Genomic DNA, 18,437 nt, shown 5'->3' with positions numbered 1-18,437 from the left:
CTCGGATTATCGCGGGACATGACCAGTTATCTGAAGCCGGGCCTGGCTATGAAGCTGATGGCTCATTCGGCGTCCGTGTCATTCATGAGTGAAATACAGTCCTGAATCGGCAGGAAGAGCTGGAGTCCGTCCTCCTCGATCCTGATAAAGCCGTATTTCCCGTAGAAGGCCGCGGCCTTCTGGTCCCTGGCGTCCACCACCAGTCCGCCGATGGCGGTGAATTCCCGGGAGATGGTTGCCGCGTCCTCAATGGCGGCGAGCAGAGCCAACTCTCCCAGTCCCTGGCCACGGGCGCTCAGGTCCGACGCCAGTCGGGCGATCCGCAGGAAGGGTACAGGGTGCGGGTACTTCCTCCAGGCCCTGACGCCGGGTGGCGGCGCGATCTCGCAGGGCGCGGTGGAGTCGTAGGCCAGAATGCGTTCCGGCCGGTCAGGATCGACCAGCACCGTGGTCCGGACCAGATGCCGCTCGTCCTGCCGTCGCGCTGTTTTCTGAATGAATGTGTTGAGTTCCTCGACCCCGCAGTCAAAGGCCGTGCGGTGGTGGTGCTTGCTAAGTTGTTCTTTCCTGATCCGAGCCATCCACCGTTTCCCTGTACCGCTGGGCCGCCTTCCTCAAGCGCGGCAGGGGCCGTGCCGGCTGGTCCAGGACCGTCATCATGTGCTCGAACGCCTCGCGGCTCGTGGCGATCCGCGTGGCGCGTTCGGTGACCTCGGCCGCGCGTTCCAACGCGGCGTCCAGCAAGAACTGGGAAACCGTGGCGCCCTGGAGTTCCGCCGCTTCCGCGATCCGTTGATGGACCTCCGGCCTGGCGCGTGCGACCAGCCGCCTCTCTTTCTCTCGTTCAGTGGGCGCTGTCATTGCGACATCTCCTCTGTCGTCATCCTTCCAGATCCTGGATAGATGGTGCCAAAATGGCATACAGAGGGGGCATGTCAAATGTGGTGCCAGAATGGCATACGCATGGACGGGGTGCCGCGTTCACTCCCGGTACCAGGAGGGCCTGTTCTGGAACGCTCGGTGTCTGGGGGAGGGCCGCGCCCCATGCCCGGTTGCAGCCGCGGTGTGGCACGTCGATCCCGCGTCTGCTCCCAGGCGGGACACTCCACCCCAATTGAAGGCGCCGCAGCTGCGCCGAGCTCGGCCACTGCATATGGCCCCCACCCCGTGTCATGCCCACAAGGGAGCTCAGCCAGATTTTTGGCAGAACCTGCCGACCACCTGTGAGCGTAGGTGACTGACGGGAATCGATTGCTCAGAACGCTCCCGAACCTCATCAACACTTTACGTGAACGCCTTGATCTGTCCCCCGCCTCTCGGGGTCTGCCGCGCCCCCAGGATCCAGTCGGCTCTGTTCTGATCAGCGGTTGATGACCTGCCTCCCGAGGGCGGATGCCACGATTTCCCGCGGCCTTGCGCCTCGCCCAGCCCAGCTCATCAGGCGCATCCAGCCGAGGTGGCGCGGGAGGTACTTGGTGGCGGCCCCGCGCAGCGCCACCGGGATCCAGCCCCTGAGCGTGCCGTGGTACTGATTCGCGGTCTGCACGTGGTGGGCCCGGTTGCGGACGTGGCCGTGGCAGCTCGCCACGAACGTTCTCGTGGCCACACCCGGCGCGCTCTGCAAGCGCAGGAACGCCGAGTGCCCATCAGTGCAGACCAGCGTCTGCCCCCCGGGGGCAACCACCTGCCTCAGCGCGTCGGTGACCGCCTCGCCGTTCATGGCCTCGCGCACCCGGTCGTTGGTGGCGGGCAGCCCCCGCCCGCGGCCGACGAGTACCGGCACCCAGTCTCCGCGCCGTCGCCCGGACCCCTCGCCGCCGCGCTTCTTCCCCTTGCGCCCCGGGCAGCGCTGGCCCTTCTTCGAGTCGGGTAAGCAGGTCTCGCCCACCTGCAGTACCCCCGACACCCCGCGGGGCTGGCAGGCGACGGCGGCCTGAAGGAAGCGGTGACGCGAGCGAAAGGCGGTATCCACGCGCACGCCTACCCCCTCGGCGGCATCGCGCACGGTCATGCCCGGCTCAAGGCCCCGGACGTAGGCCTCGAACTTGGCGCCTGCGCCGCAGGTGCGAGAGCGCGGTGCCGGTGGCGACCGTGCAGCTGCGCTCACACTCCCGGCACAGCCAGTGCTGGATCCCGTGCCGCGTGCCGTTGCGCACCACACGCTCGCTTGCGCGCAGGGGCGGCAGCCGATGGGCAGCGCCTCCCCGGTGGCGAGGATGCTCTGGCGCTGCTGATGCGCCTCGCCGAGCGCCTGGCGCAGCTACCTCGAACCTGTGCCCCGTCAGCTTCCCAGAGCCGCCAGGAGCGCCTTGAACCGTCGTGCCCGCATCACCTTGTCCCCCGTCCTGAGAAACCGGTAAGTCCAGCCATCAACCCCCAGTCAGATCAGAGCCGCGCATGCCGAATCTTCTGCGGCCTGCTTGACGCTCAGCCCCGAGAAACCTACATCCCAACAGGCCGGCAAATCCGGGTAGAAAAACATGGTGATGGTTTTCCTGATGAAGGGGCGGGCGCACTGCGTTGATTGGGGGCAGAGCGCGAGAAGTCGATTCCGTAGGGAGCGAATAACGCTCGGATATCCGTCTGGCGGCGACCCGAAAACGGGATTGTCTGTGACAGGCCGTCTTCGCAAAAACGGGTTGCGTGGCTGGTCGCGGTCACCGGTGCGCCCCGAACGGCCGCAGGTGCGGGGTAGCGGCATCTTCGTTCGGCCCGTGAAACCGGGCGTCACCTCGATCAATGCGACCGGTGGTGTCATGGCCTCCAGCCGGACTCTCGGTTGCTCCGGAAGCGTTGTGTCGGGATGGCGGGCCGTCGATCCCGAGTTCGTCACCAATCGCGCACTTCCAGCCCGGAGTGCGTTCCTGGTTTTTTGGGCGGGCAGAGGAGTGCGTTTACCCGCCTGCCTGCTTCGAGAGTGTTCCGCGCCGACGCGATTGCTTCCAACCCACCGATGGAGAAGACCGATGCAGATACTCAATGCCCTGCTGAATGACTCCCGCATGCTGCGGATCTGGAATTATCCGGATGCCCCGTTGCTTTGCGCTCTGCCGCCGTCGGCAGATTCCGGATTCCGGGCGATTCTGCTCGTGCGGTTCCGCAGCGACGCCAGAACGGGCGTGTGGCTGCGTGCGGACGAGCTGCGGAAGCCGCGCTGGCGGTCCGATGCGAGAGCGTGGCAGGTGCCGGTGAGCTGGTTCGATCGGCTCACGCAACGGTGTCTCGAAGACCATGGGGCGGTGTATCTCGTGCACACCCACGTGATCGAGCAGGTCTGCACTCCCTCGTGCCAGACCGCCACCCGGCACTGGTGCGAGTGCTCCTGTCAGGGGCGCAATCACGGCATCGCACGCGACGAGGCGCGCAATTACGCCTTCGATGGCGCGTTCATCGTCGAGTCGTTCGTCAAGCATTTCATCTGCCGGAAGCTCACCACCGTCGACGGCTGGGTCACGGCGACCGATGTCGCCTGACGCGATGACCTCGCCCCGTCAGGGAGCGCCATGAGCGGTCTCACCACCAGGGCCCTCGCCCGGTCATTGGGGTAACTGCCGGCCGGGCGTCAGATTTGACTTTGCCCCGCCAAAGAGCCTTTGCCGGTGCTCGGCTCCCGGCTTCGGAGGAGGGGGGCACTGCCGCGCTGAAGTGGATGCTGTTTTCTTGAAACGGCAACCCCGGACGCCGCCGAGGCAGTGAGCCACGGGCCGCGGCACGTCCCCCCGAGATCGGTGCAACGCAGGTCGAGCGGGTACCTTCAGCCGCTCCGCATGACGCCTGCCGGACGCGGGATCGTCGGCACCCTTGCCCCCTTCAGCGAGGCGGCGGGCCTTGGCATGGTGCACGGCTTCGTGCGCCACGCCGGGGAAGGCAGGGCGATCGACTCGGTGCCGGGCGAGGGTACCCGGATCGCGCTGCATCTGCCGTACGCGGCCGCAGACTCCGTGGGCGAGGATGCGGCGGCAGCCTCACTTGCGCCGCCGGAAGCGACGGGCGGCGGTTCGCGCCGCTGTATACTCGCGGTGGAGGATGACAACCTCTTGGGGCGTACGTCGCACAACGCCTCGCCAGCCTCCGCTACGATGGGCTCACCGCTGGAGACGCCGATGAGGCGCTCGAGATACTGGACCGTGACCGGCGCACCGACATGGTGTTTAACGACATCGTGCTGCCCGGAACGCGCAGGAGCCGGGAGCTCGCCGCCGAGGTGCGGGCCCGACGACCCGGCATCCCGGTGGTCCTTGCCTCTGGCTGGAGCGGCGACAGCGCCCTGCCTGCGGACGTGCGGGCTGGCAGCGAGCATTTCATCATGAAGCCCTATCGCCTGAGTGCCCTGGCGGCGAGCCTCTCGGAAGCCCTGCGCGGCGCAGCAATGAGCCTGACCGGAGTTTGAGGATGCGTTCAGCGTTCGTGGCAATGAGTCGCTTTGCCGTGGTCAGTGACACGGTCGAGGCGGTCAAGGCGGCCTTCCGGGACCGCCCGGGCCTGGTTGAGGAGGCGGATGGATTCCTGCGCCTCGATGTGATCAGCCCCGAGGAGGCGCCGGAGGAAATCTGGCTGATCACCTACTGGCGGGATCGCGAGAGCTTCCTGCGCTGGCATCACAGCCCGGCCCACAAGGCATCCCACCGGTTGATTCCGCGGGGGCTCAAGCTCGACCGCCGGCGCACCGGAATCACCTACTTCGAGCACGTCACCGACTGAGGTGCCGCGTCGCATGCGGCGGGGCGGCGGCGATACCCCTGGACGCCGGGAGGAATCGGATACGGTGAGCGTTGTCCTGGCACGCCAGATCACGGAGCGCAGCGAGGCGATCAGCGGCTGGGTGGTCGCGAGCGACTATGCGCGCCGCCCCGAGCTCCTGGAGCGCTATGGCGAGCGGGGTCGCGAGCTCTACCTGCGCGACAACGCCTATCACCTCTCCTTCCTTGCGGAGGCCGTGGCGAGCGGCGAGCCTGCGCTCTTTGTCGACTATGTGGCGTGGGCGAAGTCGATGCTCCTCGCGCACGGCGTGCTGGTGGAGGATCTGGTCCACAATCTGCGGCTGCTGCGTGAGGCGCTCGCCGTGCACCTCCAGGGCGATGACCTCTCGCCCGCGCTCGCTCCGCTCGATAGTGCGCTCGCGAGGCTGCCGGACCTGCCCGACGCCCCGCCGACGTTCATTGACGAGGGCGGGCGCAATGCGGTGCTCGCGCAGGAGTATCTGGAGCGGTTGCTCCAGGGCCGGCGCCGGGATGCTGGCGCCCTGATCGAGCGCGCACTCGGCGACGGCGTCCCCCTGAGGCAGGTCTACCTGGACGTGTTCCAGCGCACGCAGCGCGAGGTGGGCCGACTCTGGCAGCTGAACCGCATCACGGTCGCCGAGGAGCACTATTGCAGCGCCGCCACCCAGGTGCTGATGAGCCAGCTCTATCCGCTTGTGCTGGAGGCGCCCCGCAACGGGCGCAGCGTCACGGCGTTCTGCGTCGCTGACGATCTCCACGAGATCGGGCTTCGCATCGTCGCCGACTTCCTCGAGCTCGCAGGCTGGGACTGCGACTACATCGGCGCGAACACGCCGGGCGCGGCGCTCATCCGTCAGCTCGAGCGCCGCACGCCGGATCTGGTGGCGGTCTCGGTGACCATGCCCTATCACGTGCGCGCGCTCGCCGACTTCGTCGAGGCGCTGCGCGCCCGGCCCGCACTCGCCGAGTTGCCGATCCTGGTCGGCGGGCGCCCGTTCCTCATCACGGACAACCTTTGGCAGCGGATCGGCGCGAGCGGCTGGGCCGCGGATGCGGAGGCGGCGGTGGATCGGGCCGACGAGCTCGTGCGGGGGGCTGCGTGACCGACGCTCAGGGCCTGGCCGTCATCTGCGACGAAAGCGGGCGGCTGACAGCGCTGCTGCGGGACGACTTCACCCTCCCCGTAGCGGCCGGCGCGGCGCTCGCCGAGATCGTTGATACGGGTGATCGCGCCAAGCTCGCGCGCTTCCAGGCCACCGTGAACACCCGGCTTGCCGCCTTTGACTGGGCCATCAACGTCATGCTTGCCGGACGCATCGAGACCCTGCGTTTCGCGGGCGCCTGGGTCGAGGGGCGGGTGGTCGTGGTCGCTGCGCGCACGCGTGCGGACCTGGTGGCACTTGGCCAGCAGCTTCCCCTCGGCAGCTCGCGGGAGCTGGTGCGCTTGCGCCACGTCCTGCGCGAGTCCGCGCGCCAGCTCGAGGAGCGCTCGGCGCAGGATGAGCGCATGCTCGATGAGCTGACCGCGCTCAACAATGAGCTTGCAACCACCCAGCGCCGGCTCACCCGCAGCAACCATCATCTGGAGCGTGCAAATGCCGAGCTGCGGGCACTCTACGAATCCCTGCCGCTTGGCATCTTCCGCCTCCAGCGCAATGGGCGGCTCGCGCAGGCCAACAGCCGCTTCTTCGAGCTTGTCGGCGGCGCGACGCCCCGGGAGTGGCTCGCCGCCGTTCACCGGCGTGACCGCAGGGACGTCGTCAGCGGCTTGCGGCAGGCGCTGCGTCGCGGGGCTCGATGGCAGGGCGGCTACCGCCGAGCGACAACGCACGGTGACGGCGGGCATCTGCGCGTCGAGCTCGTGCCGATTGGCGAGGGTGGCGGTCAGCCACCGGGGTTTGTCGGCCTCGTCGAGGACGTCACGGCCACTGTGGCGCTGGAGGACAAGCGCCGGGAGCTCGAGCGCCAGCAAGCCCTCACGGAGCTTACGGCCGGCATCGCACACCACCTGAATTCGCTGCTCACCGTGATCATCGGCACCCATGAGCAGCTCCGGGAAGACCTGCCGGCGGGCCATCCGGCCGAGGCGAGCGTCCGGCTCTCGGAGCGGGCCGGTGAGCGGGCGGCAAAGCTTGTCGAGCGGCTCATGCTCTATGCCGGGATTAAGCCCATGCCACCAGGGCAGGCCCCGGTGGACGAGGTCCTCCAACGCACGATGCGGCAGTGGCGGGATGGGCTTCCTCGCCCGGTGCAGCTGGAGTGCGACCTGCGCGCCCGGGACGTTCAGCTACCCACCGCGGATACGCTCCTTGCCGAGGTGATCGAGGAACTGCTCGACAACGCGCTCGCCGCAATACGGGGGAACGGCAGGATCCGGCTGGAGTCGGCGCTCAAGACGACCGCCCGCGGACCCGAGGTGCGCATTGCGGTGAGGGACTCCGGCGCCGGCATGGATCCCGATCTCCTCGCCCGCGTCACGGATCCGTTCTTCACGACCCGCGACGCGGCGACCGCGATGGGCCTCGGGCTTACGCTGGCGTCGGGGTTCGCCCGGCTTGCCGGCGGCCGTGTCGACATCCGTAGCGCGCCCGGCGAGGGGACCTCGGTCGAACTGGTGCTGCCCGCGTCCACCTCCGGGTGTCCCGCCCCCTCAACAGGCTGAGCCCGCAGGGAGGCGACAGGCTGCCGAAATGCGACCGCCGCGCTAGGGCTCCGCGAACTCGCTCTCGCACTGCCCCGGGGCGACCGCCGGGTAGGCGAGCAGCCGCCCGAGGGCGAGCTGGCGCGGATCGCCCCAGTTCGAGCGCAGCCGCAGCAGCAGCCGGTGCGCGCGCACCGGCACGTTGCGGTGCACCGCCCAGACGCGGGTCATGCGCGGGATCGTGCCGTGGGCGAGGGTGCGGTGGTTGCGTCCCTCGGCGGTGGGCGAGACGAGCAGCTCGTAGGCCCTCGGCTTGCGGGCGGGCTGCTCCACCTGGCGCAGGTCCAGGCGCACGCAGCCAATCTCGGGCACGCCGTCGTCGGCCTCGAGCCCGAGCTCCACCTCCACGGGGTAGGGTGGGTCCACGGCGCGCCAGGGGCCACGTGGCTCGGCCGCCCCGAGCAGGACGTCCGCGTCCGGTGAGCCCGGCGCGGGGCGGGCGGTGACGCGCAGGATGCGCGCGGCGAGTGCGGCCGGGTCCCCGGCGACGGCTGGCGCCGACCTGCCCGCTGCAGCGCCGGCCTGCAGTACGGGCGTGATCCAGTAGGCCAGGTAATCCAGGCGCAGGGCCTCGCCGATGCCGCCCTCGTTGACCCGCAGCAGCATCGCGAGGGGGCTGCCGTCCACGGTAATGACGCTGCCGCTCATGCCGGTGGTGATGTGGTAGTCACCGTCCGGTGATACCAGCAGCATGGGGCCGCCGAGTGCTTCCGGGCGCACCGGGCGGGTGCGGATGGCCCCGCCCCCGGTGACCGCCCGCAGCTGCACCCGCCCGCGGAGGTCCGGCGCGCGGGAGACGCCGCGCGCGATCTCCCCGAGGTGCAGCCCGCACTCCGCCGCCGGGATCTCCGGCACCTCCAGGACGGCGATGTCGAACGGCAGCTCGTGGAGCAGATGTCCGGCGTAGCGCGCACCGGCGCCATCCTCGGGGATGAGGTAGCCGCCGGTGTCACCGGCGAGCACGTGGAGCGGCGCTAGCGCGAGGCAGGCGCCCTGCGCGCGCACGAGCACCGCCTGCCCCTGCTCGAAGACCGTGAGCTGCGCCTGGCGCGGGGCGGCATGGGTGCCCGGTGCGGGCAGCGCCAGCGCGCCGCCGAGGGCGAGGGCGGCAAACAGGCAGCGGTGCTGCGAGATCAGCCCGGAAACGCGCTGTCTCACCCGGCCGAGCGCCTTACCCAGGGGGCGGCCGATGAGAGCGAAGGTTTCCCGTGCCCGCCAGCCGTTGCCTGCCGGAGTGCCCCGGGCCTGCGCATTCGCCGGGCCTGCCAAGATCCACAGCAGGCCCTGGACGAGGGTCCCCAGAACCACCAGCACCACGCCGACGGCGCCGAGATACAGCGTGATCGGGTTTGCGATCATGTAGTACAGCCTGCCGACGGCGAAGTCGATGTCGGTGCCGCCGAAGCGGCTGATGTGGGCGGACTCGGCTTCGCCCTGGAGGAGCACGGAGAAGCCGTCCTGATCGCGATCGGCGTTGAGGTAGACGGCGCCGAAGGCGGGTGCCGGTTCCCCCGCGGCGTTCAGCAGGAGCACCGAGTCGCCCGGCTCCAGGCGCTCGGTGTAGACCGTGTAGCGTGGCCCGTAGACGGGCCGGCCCACCAGGCGCACCTCCCCGCTCAAGAGCATGCCGGCAGTCTGCCCGGCGGTGCGGCCGATGTCGGCGATACCGTAGAAGGCGAAGCTGAAATTGTGCGGCGACTCCTGCGCGCGGCGCGCGGTGAGCAGCAGCGTGTCGTCGAAGGAGCCGTGCTTGCTGCCATCGAGGCCGTTGAGGAGCGTGGCCCGCCGCTCTGGTGTGGCGAGGACGCTGATCCTGAGGGTGTCGGCGCCCTGGGAGGCGAAGACCACGCGTGTACCGGCGGTGAGGCGCAGCACCGGGCGGGCGAGCGACTCCAGCGCTTCCAGTGTATCGCAGCCGCCGTCTTCCCTGGGCTGACAGGCGTTCAGGCCCCGGATCGGCCAGTCCTGTCGCTCCGGTTCCTTCGCGAGCGAGACCCCCATCCACTGGGTGATGGCGGTTACGGAGAACCGTGCGTCCTGAGTGACCGTGGCGAGCACCATAAGCCCGAGGAAGAGCACGAGGGTGATGGTGACGGTCAGCCAGCGCCGGCGACTGGCAGGCGCCGATCCGGTGGCCGGTTCGTCGCCGGCGAGGCGGTCGCCGTCGTGCCCGGGCGCTTCGGGGGGCTGTGCGCTCATTTCCCCGCCATCCCGCGGCGGCGGCAGCGGCCGCCGGCCGGCAGTTGCTCCCGCGGAGGGTTCCGAGGCATGCGCCAGCGCCTACGGTAGCAGTGCACGGAAGTGGGCGCGGCCCGTCACCATGCCCAGCTCCCGAAGGGTGACGGTGACGGTGTACTCCGCAGCCCCGGGCTCCCAGGCGAGCGGGCAGGTGAAGTCGAAGCCCACCCGGCGACCGCTCTGGGACTGCACGCAGCGCACCAGGCGCCGGCCCTGCCCGCTTTCCCAGGTTACCCGCACGTCCGAGGCGCCCATGCCGTTCACCAGCAGCTCCACCGGCGGGGTCGCAGCGCGTTTGCCGTCGTCGGACCAGAGGCCGACCAGCACCGTCCGGATCGCCTCCCCGGGGCAGTCCCCGGGGGTGATGAGCGTCGCGAAGTCGCCGCCGCGCCCTTCCAATGTCTCCTCGTACGCGGCGAGGTTCACCGGGTTCTCCTGGAATTCCCTGCCCTCCAGGTAGGGCAGACGGGCGATCGCTCCCGCGGGCGCCGCTGGGGAATCCAGCGTGTAGTGCGACCGCCCGGCGTAGAGACCATCCGAGGTGATCACGCGCACGCAGAGCGCGTCGGTACCGTCCTCCGCAATGGGGGCGAGCAGCAGCCGCTGTGGGTGGTTCTGCCCGGAGAAACGCAGCCCGGCGATCACCCGGCCGCGGACTTTGACGACGCCGTCCTCGCGGAACTCGTCCACGTAGCTCGCCTGCTGGAACGCGACCTCCGGTTGGGCGGCGGCGCCCCCGGCCAGCAGGGCGAGAGCGACGGCCACCCACCCGGCGGCACGCAGGCTGGTCGGCGGCAACGGCCTCACGGCGCCGGGCCCTCCTGCAGCCGGTGTAAACCTCGATAGGAAGGGTAGCAGGCAAGGGGCGGAGTGGCCGCAGCAGCGCGCTTGGAGGACCGTCTACTACAATCAGGGCGGTTCGTTCCGGTACGAGTGCCGGTTGCCGACCTGGACGGCCCGACGTGGGGCAGCAGCGGCGAGCGGAGGCGATGCATGAATCCGGCGAAGCTCACCGGCGGCGTGATCCTGGCGCTGTGCCTGGCGGGGCCGGGCAAGACCCAGGGGCTGAGCGCGGAGGACATCCTCGGCGAGGCTCAGCAGCAGAGTGCGCGCATCGACGACGTGCTCGCGCTGCTGGATCACCCCGACCCGCACGTACGCATACTGGCCCTGCAGCGCATGGTGCGGGAGGGCTCGGACTACGAGCGCCGCCTCGGCCTGCAGCGGGCGTTCATCAGCGGTGACGAGGGGCTGCGCCACGCCGCCATCAAGCACCGCCTCGAGGAAATGCCGACGCTGCCGGTGGTGCTGGCCATCCCCGAGGAGGATGCCGAGGCGGTCCATGAGCGGGTGCGGGCTCTCTTCACCACGGACGGCACCTTCGTGCAGATGGTGCCCATGGGGGAGATGGACTTCCGCACCGGGCAGTTCCTGGTGCAGCCGGGCACGGGAGACGGTTCGCCCGGGTTCGTCAACGGGGATACGGTCTCGTTCCAGTTCCGGCCAGGGCAGCTGTACAACCGGGTCGGCCACTGCGCGGGAGAGCTCGAGCTGACCTCGGAACTCGCCCTCGCCGGCGTCGCCCGCTGCCAGGACCTGCAGCCGCCGCTGCAGATGACGATTCAGCTCTTCTGACCGGAGCGCCGGCTCCTCTGGCATGCACCATAGCCCGCCTCATGGCAGCGGGACCCGCGTGCCGCGGCGCAGCTCGCGTGCAGCGACTATATTCGGGGTGTGTTGTGTGCGGAGGCTCGGCCATGCAGAGCGTCCGCAGTGGCTCCATTGTCGTAGCGGTGGCCATCCTCCTCCTGGCCGCCCCGCTCCTGTCCGGCACGGCTCGGGGCGCCGCCCGGACGGGGGTTCCCCTCGACATCGTCTTCTCCATCGACAGCTCCGGGAGCATGGGACCACTGCCGCCGCAGGAGGATCCGGAGAACGCCCCGTTCTACGGCAAGGACGTGGAGGGGCTTCGCATCGACGCCACGCGGCAGGTGGTCGAGGGCCTGGAGCCGGAGCTGGCCTGGGTAGGCGCGGTGAGCTGGAACGAGGGGGTCGAGTTCACCGTGCCGGTCTCCGAAGACCACGCGCGGCTGCTGGCGGCGCTGGATGATGTGCCGAGCCGCGGCGGCACGGATCTCGACCTCGGCCTGGATACCGCGCTGGACCTCCTGGAGCAGTCCGCGCGTCAGGGTGCGCGGCGCATCGTGGTGTTCCTGACCGACGGCATGTCGACCGAGGGGATCTCGGAAGCCACGGTGCGCCGTGCCCGGGCGCAGGGGACAACGGTGTTCACGGTGGGCCTGCAGGTGCCGGAGGAGGCGGAGACGCTCCTGAGCGCCGTTGCCGAGGCCACCGGCGGCCGCTATTTCGCGGCCCCTGACGCGGGCGCGCTGCAGGCGATCTTCGAGTCGATCATCGGCCAGGTCACCGAAGTCTTCCTCGCGCTCGAGGTGCCGGAGCGCGGCAGCGCGGGAGAGCCGTTGGCGGTGACCGGCCGGCTGGTGGACCGTGATGGGCGGGCGGTGGTCGCGCTCGAGCCGATTCCGCTCGAGCTCACGGCGAGCCGTCCCCGCGCCACGGTGGAGGGCCTGACGCGGGTCGAGCACGGACGCGTCGAGCTGCTCTTCCCGGCCGGCGCGGGGACGGTGGAGGACGCGGTGTCCGTCGGGGATGCGTCCGGGATGGTGGTGATCGCCGGCAGCGTGCCGGGGCTCGGCCTGTCCCGGCGCCGGATGGTGCCGGTGACGCCCGCCGAGGCGGCACAGGGCACTGGCCGCGGCCGCTTCGAGCTGGTGGTCGAGGAGCCGAGCATGCCGGTGGGCCGGCGCCTCGCGATCAAGGTCGTGCACCGCGACGACGCCGGCAATCCGGTGCCGGCCGCCGGGGAGCACGCGCTGCTCTTCACCCTGACGCCGCACGAGCTCGCGACGCTGGCCGGCCGCCAGGGCGCGGCCGGCGCCGGGCTGATCGGCACGGCACTCGCCCAGCCGCGTGCGCGGAGCCTTGGCATAGACGCCGGCGAGCACGTGGTGCTTGAGAACGCCGTCTTCCGGATTCGTGCCGTGTTCCGCCAGGGTCGGGTGGCGTTCAGCTTCACGGTCGGGACGCTCGAGCCGCTCCTGTTCGAGGTGGGGCTCGAGGTGGACGGCCGCTCGCTGCCGGTGCGGGAACTCGTCGGCTTTGCCGAGCGCGCCGGCTGGGCGGAGCGCAGGGAGCAGGGGCTGCTGATCTGGGCCAACCCGGCAGAGATCGCCGCCGACGGCGAGGCGCAGGCGCTCCTGCGCGTGCTGACGGTCGCCGCAGAGGAGGGTGAGCGCTGGACGCTGAGCTGCCTGCCGCCCGTGGAAGGCGGAGCAAGGGCGCTCGAGCTCGCCGCGAGCCGCGGTGGCACGCTGGTGCCGCCACGGGTGGCGCCGCTTTCGGCGGGGTGCAACGCGATCGTCGAGGAGCGCATCACCCTGCGCGCCTCGCAGACGCCGGGCACGTCGGTGATCGAGGCCCTGGTGCGGCCGTTGGAGCCAACGGACGCGGAGCGCGGCCCGAGTGAATCGGCTGCGCTCTTCGGCGCGGGGAGCGTGGTCTTCGTGGCGGTGACGCCGTTCGCCTCGCTCCTTGCCGCCGCGCTGGGCGGGGTCGCCGGTGCGGTGATCCGGCGCTACCAGCAGCTGGAGGTGGCGGAGCGCGGGACGCCGGGGTATCGCGCCCTGCTCGGGCCGTTCCTGATCGTCGGGGCGCTGGTCGGGCTGCTCTTCTACGGGGCGCTCTTCTATACGCTTATGGTGTTGCCCTGGTCCCCGGCGCTGGTCGCGAACGCCGGTGCGGCGGCGGTGCTCGGCGGGCTCGCGGGGTTCACCGGCCCGGACGTCCTGCGGATGCTGCGCGACGTCGTGTTCCGGCGGTTGGGGCTCGGAGTGCCGAAGGCGTAGGTGGCAGCCGCTATGCCGCGGTGACGGGCGCCGCTCCCCGTGGGAGGTGTGCCCTTACGGCGAGACCGCGCGCAGCGCGGCTCCCGGGGATCGCCTGTCACGGGAGGGGTCTGTCATTTGCCACGCATCGGCGGCGAGATCCTCACCCGGAAACCAGCAGGTGCGGAGCGGGATATCGCCGGCCACCGCGGCGGCCAAGCGCGAATTCGGTGCCGCCGGGCTCAAGGGGGTGCGGCGCTAGGGTGTGTCGGCGGAACGCAAGAGGACCTCGCGGCGCCTCGTGCCGGTGAAGGGCGGGCAGGCGACGCAGGAGCCGTACCGGCGGGCAGTGAAGAAAGCCCGCCAGGACACGCTGGACGTCATCCGCCGGCAGCGTGAGGACCTCTTCGGGTAGGTGTCTGGGCCGCAGGAGCGCGCTGAGCGATGGTGTTTCCGGCGCCGTAGCGTCGTTGGCGGCTGTCGTCTGACGCGGGCCAGCTCGAGGCGACAGGCACCCGGTGCGGCCCATCGCCCTCATTGCAGGCCGCGTGGGAGGCGCCAGGGTCGAGCTCCTCGACCACCCCGCTGATGAAGCCGGCCACGTGATCCCTCGGCCACCGCTCGCGCAGGCTTCGCGGCAGCAGCAGATCCTGGTCCGCTGAATGCTCGCTTTGGGGGGCGAGTCCGGGTGGTCAGGGTTCATCCCGAGCGATACGGATGCCCCGCTGCTGCGGCTGCTCCAGGGCGTGCTCCCCCTTTGCATTGCCGCTTTGCGCGAGGCGGCGGGTGCCCTTCGGCGCCAAGGCCGATGCGGTAGCGCTGGACCTGGCGCCGGGCGTGTCGCTGACCGGTTGTGCCGCAATCGCACCCTGGGCGCTATTTCCGATTGGCCGACCGGCAGTGCTCGGCCAGGACATCTTCGAATCGGGTAACGACCGTCTCCGGTTGCCTTTCGGGTCTGGTGGCGTGGGCCCTGGCGGTGCCTAAGAGTGCGTCGTACCGCGAGTCATTGTCCCAGAGCTCGGAGAGCGCCCGCTTGCAGGCATCCATGCCGACGTCGGGGTCCAGCAGCACGCCACCGGGGACGACGGCCTGCGGCAGCCCGCCGCGATTGCTCCCAAGGACTCGGGTACCGCTGACCTGCGGTTCCGTTGCGACGTGGCCCCATGCCTCCGGGCAGCGGCCTGGAGAGGTCACAACGCGCGCCCGGCGATACAGGGGGCGCATGTCCGCTACCGAGTCATGCCAGGTGACATTGGGGAGCGACGCCGCGCGGTTGCGATGGCGGCGCATCTCTTCGCTGCTGCCCCAGGCCTCGACGATATGGAAGGGAATGTCCGGGCGGCGCTCGGCCCGAGGCCGGGGGTGATGTCGATCCCCTTGAGCCTGCACGGGTTGACGTGGAGCACTGAGCCACCCTCTCGCGCCCGGTGTAGCGCCCGGGGTCACCAGCGGCGGAATGACCGTGCACTCCTGATCGAGGGCCTCCCGAATCCGTCGCGCGGTGATATCGGAGTTCGCCGTGTCGGCGACTTCCGGTGATGGCGGGAACGGCGCCCCCATCTGGTCGAGCTCCACGGTGCTCACCTAGGCGATGGCGGGCAGGCAATTCTCGACGAAAGCGTGCACCACGGAGCCCGCGAAGCCGGCGTTGGCAAATGCCACTTCGGGGCGAAGCGCCGGGCGGCGGATCCGTTGATCGGTTGCCCAAATCTCTCACCTTTCCGTGTTGTCCGTTGAGCCCAGGCGGATGCGAGCCAAGTGCCCCCCCTGCGACTGCACCGGCTCTTTCCCCGGCCCGAACCTGGTTCCCGGACCCAGGCCGTGACCGTGCCCCCCTTTACCACGCTGGGCGCCATCCCTGGCCCGGGTGCCCCCAATTGTGAGAGATTTGGTACCCCACGAGATCCGAGCTGCAAAGCGCGGCACGGTGCACGCTGTCGCTCGCCTATGGCCGCCTCTCGAGGGGCGGGGGAGCGGAGCACGCGTGCCCGGCGCACCGCAGTTGGCGGAGTCGATCGCTTCTTCCGACAGGGCATCCGATTTTCGAATCGAAAATCCCCGCGGCCTGGCGGTACCTCCTCAATACCCATCCCGCCGCTCCCTTGCGCTCAAATCTCTCACCGGCTGCTGTATGCGCGCGACGGGCGCCCCATGCAGTGGCCGAGCGATAGGCAAATGCGGAATCCTCGCGTGGTCTATTGCTTGAGTCGATGCGCTTGCGTTCTGCAAGCGAGTGGCAGGTGGCTCGGCTCTGTTCTGATTAGGGGTTGATGGGTCGGTAGGCCTACGCCGAGAGCACTGATGTGCCGCGGTTTGTCTGGGCACAAGGCAGTGCCTAGCGGATGCCGCGCCACCACTGGCTCTGCCATGCTCATCAACCGCTAGTCAGAACAGAGCCGGTGGCTCGCACCGTCGCGCCGCGCAGCAGCTCGCTGGGGCCCACTCCGCGGCGGGGCCGGAGGATGGCCGGGGTGCTGAACTCATCATTGGCGATGGCGATGACACCGACCGGACCGCAAGCTGGCCGATGCTGATCTCCCCGTCCTCCTCGATCAGCGTTTCAATGATTGCCGGGGCCGGGGGTTGGAGCTTCCCATGACGCGAGCCTCCGCGCCGCCAGCCTGGTGGTGACGATCATCCATCCCGGCGACCAGGTTCCAGGGCAGCAACGCGTCGATCACCCGGAACGGGTGTTTGGCGACGCGCGCGAGCGTCACACAAAGATAGGCGCAGGGCGAATCCCGTGAGCCACGAGCTACCGGTGACGCTGTAAACGAGTGTGGTGCGCCTGCGGCCGCGGTCGGAGCCAACGGAGATATGGTGCTTGCGCCCGGAGCGATCGTGCCCAGTGCGTGACGTCGGGGCGCTCGATTTCAAGAGGCGCGCCATGCCGCCAGTGCTCAAGAAACGGGTTTGTCAGTCGATGCTAAAGATGTGCGCGTCAGATCGCACGCTTCGACGACTGAAAGGCAAAGAATCTGGAGCGACCATGGGGCAGGATCGTGCACGCCGGATGCTGGGGCGCCCGGTACTCACGCAGGACCAGTTTGAGCGCTACGAGTCGGCGCGGGATCCGAATCAGCCCGGTGTTCTGGCCACCCGGGAGGTGCTCGTCGAGGGCGACGGCGTTAGCGTCGCCGCCGAGAATCATGGGATCAGCCGAGGCACTGTACACAAGCGCCTGAAAGGGATCCTCGCGCGTGCGGCAAAGGTTGGGGAGACGATCACCGTACGCTTTCAGTGCGTCGGCCGCGACCCGGTGGCCTTTGCCGAGGCGCTTGGTTGTGACCCCAGTGAGATCAGGTGGTACCCGCCCGCCGCGCTCGCCGATGCCATCGGCCTCATGCGCTCGTGCGCGGCGGCCAACGATCTCGTGTGGCCGGATCTGCGCAGCGCCCTCTCCCTGCTGCCCGGCGCCGAGGAGTTCACCCTGACGCTTGCCCGCTTCTTTGGCGAATCCCCCGCAGCCTACCGGGCGAGCTGCCAGGAGCTCCTCGCCGAGCTTGGTGCGCGCACCGGGCTCGTCGATATCGAGCTGCCCCTGCCGGCTGCCGACTATGAGCGGCTTGAGGAGATCGCAGCGCAGACGCCCATTGCCCCCGAGTGCCCCGAGGATGTCGAGCACAACGCTCTCTGGGAGATCACCGCGTGGTTGCCCTACGCGCGCTCGCGCGCGACGCAGCGCGAGCTCTTAGATCTCTTCCGCAATCCTACCCGCGGGCGGCCGAGCGAGGGCGCCCGCGCCATCACCGAGCGGATTTTCCGCGAGGTCGGCGTTGGGATACTCGAGCACGCCACGCCGGGGGTAGCCCGTGCGCCCGAGGGAGTGGCGGCCTTCGCGCGCATGCTCATCCAGGAGTACCCGGCCCGCATCAGCCGCGAGCACTACATGCGCCCGGTCTACCGCCGTGAGGCGCTTGCCCGGGCCCTCAATGCCTGCCGCGGTAAGCTCGGTCCACGCCTTCGCAGCGCCCCCGGGCGCGTGGCAGTGAAGCGGATCTACCTTGATGGCGTGCCCCCGAACAGCGCCTTTCGCGAGGCCGGCTTCAACTCGGTGCCGGCGCGTGATCTCTACCACCTTCGTCATGGGCTTGCCCCGGAGGGTAAATACATCTCGCTGCACTACCTCACCTCGGCCGAGGTGAAGCCCGCCCTCGAGGCCGCGCTGAGCGAGCTCGGCGCCGAGCCCCTCGCGGTCGCCGCCGAGAGCGGCGTGGAGCGTTCGATCTCGATGCCGGTGCGCGTATAGCCGCTTCTCGGCTTATTGCAGCAGATGATCGCACTGCTTTGCGATGAGGGCGGGGGCAAGCGGCCCCGTGCCGCCGGACCCGCGGACGGTGTCTGCACGGCCGTTGCGCAGGTGCCGCAGCGCAGGTTGGGGGCGCTGTGGCTGATCAGCCGGAAGGCGGCCGGCACGTACTCAATCGCCGCGGAGATGTCGTCGCCGAAGGCGACGAGCACGGCGCCGCGGCTTTGGCAGACGTTGACGCCATGATGGTGCCGGGATAGGCAGCCGACGCGCCGGGACGGTCACCACCCCATTCTCACGATGCAGCTCGGCCCGCACCGGTTCATCGCCGACGCCCGAACTCGGGCCGTGCAACGCCCGTTTCGGCATCGCCTCATCGTTCGACGGACGCGACTCATGCTGCCGGCACCGGACCAGGATCGGTCGATCCAGCAGCTCTATGGCGCTCTGGTCGAAAGCGAAGAGCGCAACGCGCAAGTGATGGATGACATCCTGAGCGCGCTCGAATCCGGTTTCAGCCCCCTTGTGCTGATCGAGCGCCGGGATCACTGGCCTTGCTTGCCGAGCGGTTGCGTGGATTCGTCGTAAGCGTCCGGCCAGCACCCACTTCTCGTTGTGAC

General features: G+C 69.7%; 15 protein-coding genes and 1 pseudogene. 9 read left to right on the top strand and 7 right to left on the bottom strand.

The features are described from left to right. Window positions 1–62: 62 nt before the first annotated feature. From LMH63_RS15230 to LMH63_RS19625, 4 genes are all read right to left on the bottom strand, one after another. Window positions 63–581, bottom strand: coding sequence for a GNAT family N-acetyltransferase (locus LMH63_RS15230; protein ID WP_109679757.1), 519 nt, complete (start codon window positions 579–581; stop codon window positions 63–65). Next, window positions 553–861 (bottom strand): type II toxin-antitoxin system TacA family antitoxin, encoded by a 309-nt coding sequence (locus tag LMH63_RS15225; RefSeq protein ID WP_109679756.1) that lies wholly within the window; start codon window positions 859–861, stop codon window positions 553–555. The genes LMH63_RS15230 and LMH63_RS15225 overlap by 29 nt, the downstream gene beginning before the upstream one ends. Before the next feature lie 499 nt (window positions 862–1,360). Continuing rightward, window positions 1,361–2,011, bottom strand: a complete 651-nt coding sequence (locus tag LMH63_RS15220; RefSeq protein WP_109679755.1) for an IS1595 family transposase — start codon at window positions 2,009–2,011, stop codon at window positions 1,361–1,363. Window positions 2,012–2,018: 7 nt separating this feature from the next. Then, on the bottom strand, window positions 2,019–2,156 hold the full coding sequence (locus LMH63_RS19625; protein WP_442777721.1) for a hypothetical protein: 138 nt from the start codon (window positions 2,154–2,156) through the stop codon (window positions 2,019–2,021). 810 nt (window positions 2,157–2,966) lie between these two features. On the opposite strand from LMH63_RS19625, the gene LMH63_RS15215 reads away from it, so the two are divergent. From LMH63_RS15215 to LMH63_RS15195, 5 genes and pseudogenes are all read left to right on the top strand, one after another. Then, the gene (locus tag LMH63_RS15215; protein WP_109679754.1) at window positions 2,967–3,473 is read left to right on the top strand and encodes a hypothetical protein; all 507 of its coding nucleotides are present in this window, start codon (window positions 2,967–2,969) and stop codon (window positions 3,471–3,473) included. Between the two features lie 638 nt (window positions 3,474–4,111). After that, window positions 4,112–4,390: pseudogene (locus LMH63_RS15210) on the top strand (hypothetical protein); the annotation flags it as partial. A gap of 2 nt (window positions 4,391–4,392) precedes the next feature. After that, window positions 4,393–4,701 (top strand): antibiotic biosynthesis monooxygenase family protein, encoded by a 309-nt coding sequence (locus LMH63_RS15205; RefSeq protein WP_109679752.1) that lies wholly within the window; start codon window positions 4,393–4,395, stop codon window positions 4,699–4,701. A 64-nt stretch (window positions 4,702–4,765) separates the two neighbouring features. Beyond that, a complete protein-coding gene (locus LMH63_RS15200; RefSeq protein WP_158280451.1) occupies window positions 4,766–5,824 on the top strand; it encodes a cobalamin B12-binding domain-containing protein in 1,059 nt (352 codons plus the stop codon). Continuing rightward, window positions 5,821–7,383, top strand: a complete 1,563-nt coding sequence (locus LMH63_RS15195) for a two-component system sensor histidine kinase NtrB (protein ID WP_109679750.1) — start codon at window positions 5,821–5,823, stop codon at window positions 7,381–7,383. The genes LMH63_RS15200 and LMH63_RS15195 overlap by 4 nt, the downstream gene beginning before the upstream one ends. A gap of 42 nt (window positions 7,384–7,425) precedes the next feature. Here LMH63_RS15195 and LMH63_RS15190 read toward each other — a convergent pair whose 3' ends face one another. Both LMH63_RS15190 and LMH63_RS15185 read right to left on the bottom strand, forming a co-directional pair. After that, window positions 7,426–9,621, bottom strand: a complete 2,196-nt coding sequence (locus tag LMH63_RS15190) for a hypothetical protein (protein ID WP_109679749.1) — start codon at window positions 9,619–9,621, stop codon at window positions 7,426–7,428. A gap of 81 nt (window positions 9,622–9,702) precedes the next feature. After that, a complete protein-coding gene (locus tag LMH63_RS15185; RefSeq protein ID WP_146205263.1) occupies window positions 9,703–10,467 on the bottom strand; it encodes a hypothetical protein in 765 nt (254 codons plus the stop codon). Window positions 10,468–10,653: 186 nt separating this feature from the next. On the opposite strand from LMH63_RS15185, the gene LMH63_RS15180 reads away from it, so the two are divergent. After that, window positions 10,654–11,295, top strand: a complete 642-nt coding sequence (locus LMH63_RS15180) for a hypothetical protein (RefSeq protein WP_109679747.1) — start codon at window positions 10,654–10,656, stop codon at window positions 11,293–11,295. Window positions 11,296–11,417: 122 nt separating this feature from the next. Next, window positions 11,418–13,586, top strand: a complete 2,169-nt coding sequence (locus tag LMH63_RS15175) for a vWA domain-containing protein (protein WP_158280450.1) — start codon at window positions 11,418–11,420, stop codon at window positions 13,584–13,586. An 855-nt stretch (window positions 13,587–14,441) separates the two neighbouring features. Here the strand turns inward: LMH63_RS15175 and LMH63_RS15170 are convergent. After that, window positions 14,442–15,143 carry a glycosyltransferase gene (locus LMH63_RS15170; RefSeq protein WP_146205262.1) on the bottom strand — a complete coding sequence of 234 codons (702 nt, stop codon included), beginning with the start codon at window positions 15,141–15,143 and terminating at the stop codon, window positions 14,442–14,444. Between the two features lie 1,414 nt (window positions 15,144–16,557). Between LMH63_RS15170 and LMH63_RS15165 the strand changes: the two genes are divergently transcribed. Both LMH63_RS15165 and LMH63_RS15160 read left to right on the top strand, forming a co-directional pair. Beyond that, the gene (locus tag LMH63_RS15165; protein ID WP_109679744.1) at window positions 16,558–17,817 is read left to right on the top strand and encodes a hypothetical protein; all 1,260 of its coding nucleotides are present in this window, start codon (window positions 16,558–16,560) and stop codon (window positions 17,815–17,817) included. Between the two features lie 396 nt (window positions 17,818–18,213). Beyond that, a complete protein-coding gene (locus LMH63_RS15160) occupies window positions 18,214–18,405 on the top strand; it encodes a hypothetical protein (protein ID WP_109679742.1) in 192 nt (63 codons plus the stop codon). Window positions 18,406–18,437: the final 32 nt, after the last annotated feature.

This window comes from Spiribacter halobius (genome assembly GCF_020883455.1).
GTDB lineage: Bacteria > Pseudomonadota > Gammaproteobacteria > Nitrococcales > Nitrococcaceae > Sediminicurvatus > Sediminicurvatus halobius.
The sequence above is the reverse complement of the archived record's forward strand: the minus strand, read 5'-3'. Positions and strand labels throughout refer to the sequence as shown.